Source organism: Neobacillus sp. DY30 (assembly GCF_030123065.1).
In the GTDB taxonomy this organism is placed as follows: domain Bacteria; phylum Bacillota; class Bacilli; order Bacillales; family Cytobacillaceae; genus Neobacillus.
In genome coordinates this window covers 1981371-1993457 of sequence record NZ_CP126093.1, presented here as the reverse complement: position 1 = coordinate 1993457, position 12087 = coordinate 1981371, and the positions used below count along the sequence as shown (strand labels likewise).

Annotated in this window: 9 protein-coding genes; 1 reads left to right on the top strand and 8 read right to left on the bottom strand. The window is 37.3% G+C overall.

Translation table 11 applies throughout. The features are described from left to right. Positions 1 to 101 precede the first annotated feature (101 nt). The 4 genes from QNH29_RS09750 to QNH29_RS09735 all read right to left on the bottom strand — a co-directional run bounded on the left by QNH29_RS09750 (position 102) and on the right by QNH29_RS09735 (position 5351). On the bottom strand, positions 102 to 1655 hold the full coding sequence (locus QNH29_RS09750; RefSeq protein WP_283864593.1) for a response regulator: 1554 nt from the start codon (positions 1653 to 1655) through the stop codon (positions 102 to 104). Beyond that, a complete protein-coding gene (locus QNH29_RS09745; protein ID WP_283864592.1) occupies positions 1630 to 3381 on the bottom strand; it encodes a cache domain-containing sensor histidine kinase in 1752 nt (583 codons plus the stop codon). The genes QNH29_RS09750 and QNH29_RS09745 overlap by 26 nt, the downstream gene beginning before the upstream one ends. 189 nt (positions 3382 to 3570) lie before the next feature. Then, a complete protein-coding gene (locus QNH29_RS09740; RefSeq protein WP_283864591.1) occupies positions 3571 to 4350 on the bottom strand; it encodes a Cof-type HAD-IIB family hydrolase in 780 nt (259 codons plus the stop codon). Positions 4351 to 4391: 41 nt separating this feature from the next. After that, positions 4392 to 5351: a LacI family DNA-binding transcriptional regulator gene (locus tag QNH29_RS09735; protein ID WP_283864590.1), complete on the bottom strand. Its 960-nt coding sequence runs from the start codon at positions 5349 to 5351 to the stop codon at positions 4392 to 4394. 300 nt (positions 5352 to 5651) lie between these two features. Between QNH29_RS09735 and QNH29_RS09730 the strand changes: the two genes are divergently transcribed. Next, a complete protein-coding gene (locus QNH29_RS09730; RefSeq protein ID WP_283864589.1) occupies positions 5652 to 5786 on the top strand; it encodes a hypothetical protein in 135 nt (44 codons plus the stop codon). A 78-nt stretch (positions 5787 to 5864) separates the two neighbouring features. On the opposite strand, the gene QNH29_RS09725 is transcribed toward QNH29_RS09730, so the two are convergent. From QNH29_RS09725 to QNH29_RS09710, 4 genes are all read right to left on the bottom strand, one after another. Further along, positions 5865 to 6179, bottom strand: coding sequence for a cupin domain-containing protein (locus QNH29_RS09725; protein WP_283864588.1), 315 nt, complete (start codon positions 6177 to 6179; stop codon positions 5865 to 5867). Positions 6180 to 6200: 21 nt separating this feature from the next. Further along, entirely contained in the window at positions 6201 to 8486 is a 2286-nt protein-coding gene (locus tag QNH29_RS09720) for a DUF4962 domain-containing protein (RefSeq protein WP_283864587.1), read from the bottom strand. 33 nt (positions 8487 to 8519) lie between these two features. After that, on the bottom strand, positions 8520 to 9284 hold the full coding sequence (locus QNH29_RS09715; RefSeq protein WP_283864586.1) for an SDR family NAD(P)-dependent oxidoreductase: 765 nt from the start codon (positions 9282 to 9284) through the stop codon (positions 8520 to 8522). Between the two features lie 211 nt (positions 9285 to 9495). After that, on the bottom strand, positions 9496 to 12015 hold the full coding sequence (locus tag QNH29_RS09710) for a DNRLRE domain-containing protein (RefSeq protein WP_283864585.1): 2520 nt from the start codon (positions 12013 to 12015) through the stop codon (positions 9496 to 9498). Positions 12016 to 12087: the final 72 nt, after the last annotated feature.

Below are 12087 nucleotides of genomic sequence, written 5' to 3'. Positions count from 1 at the left end.
AAAATATTGACTACCTTAGATTAAAAAAGCCGTATCACATGAATTTCATGTGATACGGCCATGAGGGAGAAAGATTTAAATTTTAACTGCTTGTTTATCATTCATCTGATTTTTTTATATTCAGAAGGAGTAGTTTTCATAATTTTTTTAAAAACCTGTCCAAAATATCTTGAATCAAGAAATCCAACCATTAATGAGACTTCATTTGCTTTTAAATCAGTAGAAGTTAAAAGTTTTTGTGCCTCCTGAATTCGTTTTTCGGTTAAGAAATTACTAAGATTTTCCCCGGTATCCCTTTTAAAGGTCCGGCTTAAATAACTAACACTAACATCAAGTTGTTCTGCAATAAACTGTGCATTTAGATTTGGATTACCATATTCTTGTTCAATAATTCGTTTTGCCTGCTCAACTACACCTATGTTATTTTTATTCATTGTTTCGTAAAGATGATTTTTTACCTTCACACAGGTTTGCTTCATAAATTCAAGCAGTTGATCAAAGGTTTTACAGCGTTCAAGTTGTTCATATCCAACGGTCATTGAAAAATTTTTATCCCATTTTGCAACGACTAACCCAAGTTTAATTAATAACTCTAAGCAAAGATTTAATACTAACTGTCTATTAAATGTGTATTTTAGCTCCTTGAATAGTTCCTCAATTTCAAGCAGAATCTTCTCAAGTTCCCATTCCTCAAACTTTTCAATAAAGCTCGATAAGTTTGCAGAGAAATTATTATTATAATGTTTGGTGCTAGGTTCAGTATAAATATGAATTTTACCTTTCCCAACAAAATAACTCCGTGATAATGCTGTGATTGATTGTAAGTAAGAGGAGTGTAAGGTGTTGATAGAAGTAAACATTCCCCCAATACCAATTGAAACATGGGTGCGATCCTCAAAAGAAATATCACCCAATATATTTTCAGCAATATCTTTTAATCGTGTTTCAACCACTTTATCCGGCATTAATAGTGAGAATGAGGGTATTACCAAAAGTTGTTGATCATGCGTTACAAATCTTACTTCCTTATTTTTTGATAGTAATAAGTCCTTGATGGATTTTGAAATAGAATCAAAGGATGTGCTATTTTGCGTATCACTATACATTTCTATTGTTATCACAGCACCTTTTCCAGGTGTAAGATTTATACTTTGTTTTATATTTTGTGTCGGTACTATCCCCTTAACTGTCATTTCATATAATAATGATTGTTCTATAATGGGTTTGCTCTCTTGAAGAGCATTTTCCAAGTATTCATAGTTTTTCTCTTTATTTCTTTTTTGTTCTATCGTATTTACCGCATTTTTAATTACAGCCATTACTTCTTCTACGACTGTTGGTTTAAGTAAATAATCAAAAACACCATATTTAAAGGCTTCTTTGGCAAATGTAAACTCATCATAACCTGACAAGAGAATCATTAGGATATCTTTATGATTGTGATGAACGAATTCCGCCAATTCCAGGCCTGTATGTCCCGGCATAACAATATCAGACACAACGATATCTGGCTTAAGTTTATTAATTAGTTCTTTTCCTTCGTAACCATTCGAAGCCATCCCACAAATTTCGCAGCCAAGGGCTGGCCAATCGATTTTTTCAGATAACCCTTTACTAATAAAGGGTTCATCATCTATTATGAGTACTCTCAACATTTAGACTCCCCTCCCTTCGTATAGGTAAAGTCAGCTCAAACGAGGTTCCGATGTTAATATTACTTTCAATCTTTAAACCATTATCATCACCAAATAATAATTGAATCCGATTTTGAACATTTAATATCCCATTTCCTGTTCCTCTGTTTTCATCCAGACTTACATATCTACCCTCAGAAAGAGAGGCGACTGTATTTTCATCCATACCTACTCCATTATCTAAAACTTCAATGTGCAATTTGTTATTTTTAATTTTCCCATTGATAAATATATATCCGATACCAATTTTCTTTTCTATTCCATGAATCATGGCATTTTCAACAATTGGCTGCAGAATCAGTTTTGGAACTAAGCAATTTTTAGCATCGGGATCAACGTTGACAGAGTAATGAATTCGGTCTTGAAACCTAATTTTTTGAATCGTCATATAATCATCAATATAATTAATCTCTTCTTCAAGTCTAATGAATTCCCCATTATTCGTAATGCTTTTTTTCAGAAGCCTGCTTAAAGAGGTTGTCATTTTACTAACTTCATCCGATTTCCCAAACTGTGCCATCCAATTGATTGTGTCTAGAGTATTATAGAGAAAATGTGGATTTATCTGGGCTCGAAGTGCTCTTAGCTGTGCGTCTTTTTCATTTATATCCTTCTGATAGATGTCCGAAATCAAGTTGTTAATCTTACTCATCATCCTATTAAAGCTTTCGCCAACTCTTCCAAGCTCATCCGAACGGTCGATTTGAAGCCGAACATTGAAGTTATCTTTCTCAACCTCATCCATTACCAAACTTAATTTATTTAAAGGTCTAACAATATAATTCGTACTTATCCAAATAATAATGATACCAATAATGATTGCTACTATGCCTATTAAAAAGATGGTCTTACCAATAAGTTCAGGGCCTTCCGAAATCTCATTCAAACTTATTAAAGAAATGATTTTCCACCCTGTTAATTCGGATTGATAATTGTTTATAATCATTTTCCCAGAATCCGGGATTTCTATTAATGTATCGGAATTAGCTAAATGTTTAGATGAGTTTGACAGCCATGATGTAACCGCATTTAATTCCTTGTCATTTGAATTAGAGATAACCACATTATTCTCTTTATCTAAAATAATAATATGTCTTTCTTCAGTCGGATCAAATTTCTGAATCCGCTCCTGTAAATATGCGCTATCCATAGACATTGTTAGATAACCAATGACTTTCATTTGATAAGAGTGTATATCGTAGATTGTTCGATTCGCTGTAATTACAGACTTCTCAACGCTCCAAGTGACTTTTCCACTTGGATCATAAATCTCGGGACGTAATGTATTAAAGAATTCATAGTTATTGTTATTAACACTTCTTCTTAAATTGACTCTTAAACCTTCAGTGTCATAAAGATAAACAAGATCAACTTCATTGAACATGACAGTTTCATCTGTTATTTTGGATAATAAGTTTTTATTTAAGAAATTTTTTTCTTTACTATTTTCGTATGCCTCTGGCAATATTTCTTGTACATCATTGTTGAAAGTTACACCATCCATCACACGATTAAAGGATTCCACCATATTATCTATACTCTTACTTATTTGCATGACCATTACAGTATTGTATCGAATTGCCTCATTAATCTGGATTTTTATAGCAATACTATAGGTAATCATTGCAGTCAACCCAATTATTAGGCTGATGCTAAGGGCATTCTGAAATAACAATTGATTTTTCAAATGGCGAAATTTTAAGAAACGTTTAAACATCATATTCGTGCACCGTTGCTTTCCATAACATATTTATCTTAATATAACAAAATTCATTCAAATAGATAAGTTACTTTGTTAATCTGCTAAAAACAGGAACAAAACAAGACCCAAGTGTGATCATTCACTTGGGTCTTGTTACCGGTAATCCATATTAAGTTATAACAAGCCAACCATTTGAAGTCCATGAGTAATCCCATTGTCTTCTACTGATTTTGTAACATATTTTGCGACTGCCTTTACACTTTCTTCTGCATTTCCCATTGCCACACTATTATGTATAGCTGAGAGCATTTCCATATCATTTAGTCCGTCTCCAAAGGCATATTGTCGTTCCTTGGGAATATCTAGAGCTTCGACTATCTTTTCTATGCCTTTAGCTTTTGATCCTCCACTTGGTAGTATGTCCACTGAAACTGGATGCCATCTCACAAAATCAAAGTCAGAATACACCTGTTCATATTGTTTTTCTTCACCTTCTGGACAAAAAAGAAGAGTTTGAAAAAGCTCCCTTCCTTTGTAATAATGCGGGTCATGGGTAGGAAATACGTTAATTTTTAAGGTATCAATACTTTCCTTAATGTAAGCATGTTCAGGAACATTCGCCCTCATATCCTCATGGTCCATAAAGACTACAGGATGATTGTTTTGAAGAGCTGCTGCTGTTAACTTTTCAAGAGATGAAATCTTTAATGGATTTGTAAACAGGACATCACCCTTATACACAACGTATTGACCATTGTAACTAACATAGGTGTTTATATCCAATTCTTTTCGCAAATCCTCAAACATAAAAGGAGCTCGTCCGGTTGCAATTGCTACTTCATGTCCAAGTTCCTTTAATTTAAAAATTGATTCTTTGGTTGATTGAGGCAATTCTTTGTCATGTGTGAGCAAAGTTCCATCTATGTCAAAGAATATCATACTTCTCTGTTTCATTATTGCTTCCAACTTTCAATTGATTTTTTTAGTGAAAATGTTTAAGCTGTTCCTCTTTCGATGAGTTTTACCGGTATTTCCTTATTTAAGATATCACTTTTTACTGCTTGCAGGAAAAGGTTTTTCCCCATCTCTTCAAGTGGAATTTCGATTGTAGTAATATTCATCATTTTCGCAATGGGTTGATTATCGAAACCAATAATGGCAAGTTCATCTGGAACAGATATATTCTGGTTTTTACAATAGGTAACGATTCCGGCTGCAACTTGATCGTTCGTCACCAATAATGCAGATGGCGGTGTATCCATTCCTTTTAATTGTTTGATGACACTTTCACCGTCTTCAAAATAGAGGCACTCATCAATAATGTAATCGGGCTGGAAAAGTAAATTATATTTCGTAATAAAATCCCTATATGCTTTCTCCCGATAAACGCTATTTGTTCCTGTTTTTCTGCCTATACAATACCCGATTTTTCTATGACCTTTATGGTACAGATATTCTAAAGCACGAAAAAAGATTTTATAGTGGTCAACATAAGTGGTTGATAACCTCTTCCCTTTATTAACTTCACATAATACAATTTGTCCAAAATGCAAATGCTCTTCAATAACAGATAACTCACATGCTCTTGAACAAATAATGAGTGAATCAATCTGTTTTTGTTTTAACATTTGTAAAGCTTCTCTTTCCCTGCTTTCCATATAGTCTGTTTGAAATAAGACTAATTTATAGTTATGGTTCAATGCTTGTTTTGCTATTCCCTTTAATAACTGCGCAAAATATGGATGATCGGAGAATGGCAGGACCACCCCCATCAACTGTGTTTTTCCCTTGCTTAAATGAACTGCATTTATGTTTTTTTGATAATTGGTCGATTGAATAGCCTTTAAAACAGCATTCTTCTTTTCTTCACTAACATATGGGTGATTATTTAATACACGGGAAACAGTGGTTTTGGATACTCCTGCCATTTCAGCCAGGTCTTTTATATTTGCCATGTTTTTCACCTTATTATTTCGAAAAAAGTTGTTTTGGTTGTATAATACCCGTTTTTTTAGCAGAGATACAGAATATTGATTTTGATTAATTATATAAGTTTTTTTCAGTAGAATCGACAAAATAGTCTTCAAAGGATTGAATGGGTTCTAATTTTTCTATTTTCTCCTCACTTTCTGTTATTTTTTTCAGTGTAAATGATGAAACGCGTTTCATGTCAAATGCAACAATTAGGTGTGACTCGAAATCGAAAACATAATTTTTAAAAAATAGAAGAGAATATAGTTTTGGAGGTGAATTAAATGGATGAGAATACAAAAAGCTATCCGAATGCAAGTTTAGGCGGAAAAAAGTCTAATGAAAAAGGTGAAGGTGATTCCGGCCATATGCGTTATGGTCAAGGGAACAAGGGAGAAAGCAAAGGTAAAAATAAGTAATAGTAATCCTTTTTACAAAAAAATGCTCACAAACATTGATTTAACAATTTTTGTGAGCATTTTTATTTAATTCAATTATCATTTTAACAGATCATTTCTAAGTGGTGTGAACGTATCAATGATAGCGCCTGCTTCTAAAGCCTTTGCACCGTGCTTTGCTCCACCTGGAATAAAGATCGTTTCTCCAGGTCCGACAATATGCTTTTCACCTTCAATTGTAAATTCAAATTTTCCTCTTAAACAATAAGTCAGCTGTTCGTGGGGATGGCTATGTTCATAGCCTTCTGCCCCCTTCTCAAAATGAACTTCCATCATCATAATACTATCTCCTGGCGGGAAAATTTTTCTTTTCACACCTGGTTCTGCCGCTTCCCAATTCAACTGAATACTCATTTAGTACCTCCTGTTCTCTTTTTAATAGGCTTTAGCAACTTCCACGCGGAATGTTTTCCCGTTTTCTGTTAAATAGAGATGTACTCCGTGGTCCTGATCATCCATAAAGTACGAAACGTATTTCTTTTCTCCTTTGCGGTTCGGAGTTAACAGGGTAACAATTCGGTGCCCTTTTGCTTTTTTTGTTGTGGCCTGCAAATGCCATTCTCTTGGCAAGCCTTCCACTTCTGCTGGGTCGACATCCTTATAGTCATTATTCTGATCTAATGACAGTTCTCCCGAAGAACTATAGATAAACCGACCTTCTAAATCGGCTTTTTCTCCCTCGATTTTAAACACCTGATCCTCGATTTTCATTTGGTGTAAGGAATGCAGAAGCCAGTTGACACTGCCTGGCTGTTCCAATTCAACGGAATCAACAATAACAAAGTACGATTGATTCACGAAGTAGATTTCTCTCTCAAATTTATTTAAATACGGTACATATTCTTTGTATGCGTTGGTGGCATCCTCTCTAACATAGCTATATTCATCCGTTGATACCACTCCCAACACTTCACCATTTGCCTGCTTATTAAGAATTTTATTGGATTCAGCATATTGTCCAACACCATCGATTAGCAAAGTATTATGAGATTGTGTCTGCCTTCTCCATTTTTTATGCATCGTACTGTTAAAGCCAACATAATGTCCAGAACGCACTACGAGCGGTTCGCCAAATGCATGAAGGACAAAACTATTCTGATCCCCATGACTATGACTCAGCGACCCGTACGGACTACTCTTCGTTAACAGCATAATATGCTCATCGGGCTGGTCCATTTTATCGTGGAAGGCTACCCAGCCAACATCCTTAAACCATTTAACTTGCTCAACATCTGCTGGTGGTACGGCTTGAACTTCAGGGAAATCGTGAAGATAAAGCATTTCATCAAACTGAAAGTCCCACCAGCCATAGTTGAAGAACTTTTGATCGGCATCCTTGTCCCATGCTTTTACCTGCTCATAATACCATTGATACCAGCCATTTCCGGTAATCCCGGCAAATTGACGGATATTAAAAGCGGTCTTCAAACCCGGGCGTTCTCCCAGATTGGATTGGTCGCCAAAGCTCGCACGGCGGGTATCCTGACTATAACAATATAATGGGAAGTCTCCGGTTTTCTGGAAAAACGGTCGCTTGTAAAAATCAAGACTCATATAATTCTTTAATAGATTTAACGCATCAATCAGATATGCCATCCCGGTGGTCCAGTACATACCGCCTTCTGCCCATCCGCCATCTTTACCTCCCCATGGCGTGTAGAGACATGCGTAATATTCGATTGTATAATCCAGCCATTCCTGTGCTTCTGGAGCATCATCCAATAAGGCAATGGAACAAGGAATAAGGACAGAAGACAGGGAACGGACAGCATGGCTGTCATATGGAACCTGGTGGATTTTGGAACGTTTGATCACATGATAGGCTACTTGTTCCGTTCTTCTTAGCAGGGAATGTCGAACAAGACCTTTTTCTTCATCTGACAGGTGTTGAAAAAGCCAATCATATCCCCAGGCTAACGCAGCTGCGATACGGAACGCACATTCATCATTGTAATCTCTTGAAGTTGTGCCCTCTGTATCCCAATTCGCCACATGAATCAGCCATTCCTTTGCTCGATTGAGAATCGTTTCATCTTCGAGGATGACACCTGCAACACTTAAATGTCGAATAGCATATAGTGTTTCCTGGCAATCCATGTACATTTGTCTCCACAGCTTGATTACTCGCTTATTTTCCGGATACGGGCTTGGTTCCAGCATTAACTCACGAGTAAGCCATGGTTTAACCGACTTTTCGTAAAAATTACTCCAATTGCAGTGCTGCGGATTTTCTTTAATGTTCACTTTAAATGTCTCCACTTGATTAGGAGATAACCATAACCTTGGGTGTGCAAGACTCACTTCCTGGTATCGCTCATCTCTGCTTGGAATAGCAGTATCCGGGAGATTATCAGGGATGTTGAACTTCCTTGCTTCACTCCAATTTTGCTCCACAGTGTCTAATAACGCATACCGCCAATAATAGGTACCAGGTTCCATTGCGGTGCTAGGTGTATAAAAATTAAAGGGAACAGGTTGAATCGTTTCAGTTTGTTCGGGTGAGAAATCTTCATTTTTTGAAATCTGCAAGCAGTATTGGTCATTCTCTAATTGTACGGGCAGCCAGGTAAACCGGGGCGGATTCTCGATTAATTCTGTCGTCTCATCCGGCGCATACTTTACATCTAATATACCACTTACTGGTTGATAGATTGATTGCATTTGCTATTCCTCCTAATCTATTTTTTTAAAAATTTATTTCATGAACATACCGCCATTGATTTCAATGGTTTCTCCCGTAATGTAAGAAGCATATGGAGATGTTAAAAATAGGACGGCACCGCTGATATCCTGGGGTACACCGCCACGGCCCAATGGAATTTTTGCAACCGTTGCCTTTCTACCTTCCTCCGTATTGAAAGTTGCATGGAATTTGGTTTGATCAACAAAACCAGGAGAAAGTGCATTCACTCGAATCCCAAACGGTGCCAGTTCTTTTGCCAGTCCCTTAGTAAAAGTAATGATTGCTCCTTTAGTCGTTGCATATGGTACTGCACCAGGCCCGCCTCCATCATGGGCAGCAACGGAACTTAGGTTGATAATGATACCGCTTCCTTTTTCTTTCATACCAGGGATAACCGCTTTGCTCATAAAGGCTGCCGATGTAACATTGACATCGATTACTTTTCGCCATAATTCTATAGTCATATCTTCAATCTTTCTTCGTTCTACCAAATGACCGGCATTATTTACGAGAATATCTACTGTTCCCAGCTTTTCTTGTACTTCTGAGGCAAGACCTTCTATTTGGTCGAGGTCTGTTACATCGGCTTGAACCATGATGGCTTCTCCGCCCTGCTCTTTAATAAGGCGAACGGTTTCTTCCGCGCCTTCTTGGTTGCTTAAATAATTAACTGCCACCTTTGCACCATTTGCGGCTAAATCAATGGCAATCGCTTGCCCAATTCCGCCGCTTGCTCCTGTTACTAAGGCTGTTTTTCCATTTAAATCGAATTGCATATCCTTTACCCCCTATTCATAATAAAAAGAAAAATCCGTAAGATATAATTGGTATAAACCCATTCTAACAATGGTGATAAAATTGTTCTTCGGAAAAATTTTAGACTCTAGAGGCTTTTTTTTAGCCCAATGGACAATCTCTACAAAAAGAAGGCTGACTCAAAAGATCTCTCATTTTCCCCTTTGAGCCAGCCACTATGAAAATCTCATTCTATTTTTCAATCAGGAGTGATGGCCAGTTAGCCTGGTTACTATCTTCTTTAGAATACATATTAATATTTCCGTTTTGCCCTTTTGTATCAACAATCATCAATGTTACTTTTCCGTCTGTTTGTGATTTAACAAACGATGTCACATTCAGATTCATTTTTGCTGCCTCTGCAGAGTCAACGGTAATCGAACCTAGAAAAAAAGCAGAATCTCCAATCCCTGTTACTGTGACGGATTCCTGCGAGTGATTGGGAGAATTCTGCCAAGTAATGGTATCTTCAGCCCAGTTATCATTGGTTAATCCGAAGACATCCAGCTCCACACTCGTTGTGTTACTTCCTATTTTTCCAGTCACCTCCAAAATGGCTTCCTTGATATCGTTAATGTCTGCTATATCAAACTGGTAATAGGCGATCCGTCCTTTTGTATGTTCTAAATTATTTTTAATGTTAAAGTATTTGTAATAGTTTTTGTCAGCAGAACCTGCTGCTGTTAAATCGGGATTCTCAAGACCGTAATTGGATGTAGGTCTCTCAATATCAACTAGTGCGTCCGCTGCAGGGGTTAGTTTCTCCTGTTCCCCTTGCCTTTCTTCTTGGCCGCCAGACTCTAGGTTAATATAAAAATCATTCTCCTTGTTCTTTTCCACTTTATTGTCATTCATAACAATCTCACTGCCGGCTTCAATTCTGATACCATTGGTATTACCCTTAATATGATTGCCAGTTATTGTGATTTTTTTAGGATCACCTGCGCCAATATTCCCCGCCTTTGTATCCCCCTTATCATGGGCTAGTACAATGCCTGTAAAACCATCGGCTGTATTGTTGGAAATCATATTGTCACGAATAATGGTTCCCGGAGCATTTAGGATGTAGATTCCTTTTCCATTACTAGGCTCCGTCGTATTGGTGATCATATTCTTCTCAATGATGGTATTCGGTGAACCCATATGCACTTTAATACCTTCTCTTGAGTTGCTGATTTTATTATCGTGAATATAGTTGTAAGCTCCTGACGCATCATGATTCGTAGGGGCTGTACCGCCAGTGTTACCGACACCAATACCTGCGCCAGTTAGAACACCAGTAATCGTATTTTTATAGATTTCATTCAAAAACTCATCTTCACCATGTAAATCTATGGAATCTAATACTGTGTTTTCAAAGGTATTATTATAAATAACATTATTGTGGGCATAGTACTGGATTAGTGCACCATGACGGATGTATGGCCCTTTAAAGACACTGTTTCGAACAACATTATAGCGGGTATCATTTTTATAACCGGTACGGTCTGTTTTCGGTACACCCTGGATACTCACGCCATAACCGGCACCCCCGCCGCCTACATCGGTTGCATTTTGGAAAAGAGCATGCTGGACGACGACATCATGGCTATTTTCAACCCTGATACCCATTCTTTGGTATTTTTCGATGGTTACATGTTCAACTAGAATGTTATAAGACGGTGTATCACCTGCCCCATCTGTAATATAAATCCCATAGGTTGGTCCTCCAAGGTCTGGATTGGTTTTGGTAGAATCTGTGGAATACTTTCCATCAAAAGTCGAAGTAATCGTCAAATTGGAGACCACGATATTATTCATTCCGTAAGAACGCAGCACTTTCCCGCTTGGCACATCAGCGTCAAAATCAGAAACAAGGAAAACATTATTTTGACTTTCACCTCTTAGGTTTACTCCTGACTTTAGAGCAATTTGGGAGGAACCATCGTTTGCTAATGTTCCATTCAAATTATAAGTACCATTAGGAAGATACACTTCATCACCTGGATTTGCTGCTGCGATTGCTGCTAAAATCGCTGGAGTATCATCCTTTTCATTGTCCTTTGAATCAGCACCATAATCTAATACATTTAGAGTTTTTCCGGTTACTTTATTCGGCTCATGGATGGCATGTTGTGAACCATCAGGATTTATTAATCCTGGCTTTGTATAGGTTACATCTTCCCGTTCTTCCGGTTTTGGAGGAATGAGTTCCGCAAGAATCAGCTGACCATCTGCTGATGGACTGTAAATATGCGTAACCGTAATACTATTCCAGAGATTTACTGAATTTCCTTTACATAGGATTTTTACATACCGGGCAGAGGAGTCTTCAACGTCATAGGCCGTTAGACCAAGCCCTCCTTCTTTACTAACTCCATTCTGAAGGACAGTCTGCCACACAGTACCGTCGTTAGAAACTTGGACATCAAAATAGGATTGTCTTTGGTTCCCATTATGAAAAGCTAGACCTAAATATCCTATCTCCTGAGTTCTTCCTAAATCATATAAAATCCATTCTTCTAATCCCTGCGATGACCAGCGCGTACCTAAGTCATCATCTAATGTGTTTTCAGGAAAGTTTCCATCATTCCCACTTGCCGTTACTTCCAGGATTGGCAGTTTGATAGGCTGTGCTTCTGCAGAATAAGCAGGAAAACCAGGAATGACTAAAATCAACACAACCAGTAAATACAGAAACACAGAACCTTTTTTGTTCCGTTTTGAAAACATTTTTACCCTCCTTCATTTCACTAAAAGTCTGACAATCTCAATAACTCGGAATCACACTACGCTCCTTTCCAT

What these genes read in the sequence shown, in the direction of transcription:
- QNH29_RS09750 (WP_283864593.1), bottom strand. Translation starts at nt 1,655, where the DNA reads ATGTTGAGAGTACTCATAATAGATGATGAACCCTTTATTAGTAAAGGG.
- QNH29_RS09740 (WP_283864591.1), bottom strand. Translation starts at nt 4,350, where the DNA reads ATGAAACAGAGAAGTATGATATTCTTTGACATAGATGGAACTTTGCTC.
- QNH29_RS09735 (WP_283864590.1), bottom strand. Translation starts at nt 5,351, where the DNA reads ATGGCAAATATAAAAGACCTGGCTGAAATGGCAGGAGTATCCAAAACC.
- QNH29_RS09730 (WP_283864589.1), top strand. Translation starts at nt 5,652, where the DNA reads ATGGATGAGAATACAAAAAGCTATCCGAATGCAAGTTTAGGCGGAAAA.
- QNH29_RS09725 (WP_283864588.1), bottom strand. Translation starts at nt 6,179, where the DNA reads ATGAGTATTCAGTTGAATTGGGAAGCGGCAGAACCAGGTGTGAAAAGA.
- QNH29_RS09720 (WP_283864587.1), bottom strand. Translation starts at nt 8,486, where the DNA reads ATGCAATCAATCTATCAACCAGTAAGTGGTATATTAGATGTAAAGTAT.
- QNH29_RS09715 (WP_283864586.1), bottom strand. Translation starts at nt 9,284, where the DNA reads ATGCAATTCGATTTAAATGGAAAAACAGCCTTAGTAACAGGAGCAAGC.
- QNH29_RS09710 (WP_283864585.1), bottom strand. Translation starts at nt 12,015, where the DNA reads ATGTTTTCAAAACGGAACAAAAAAGGTTCTGTGTTTCTGTATTTACTG.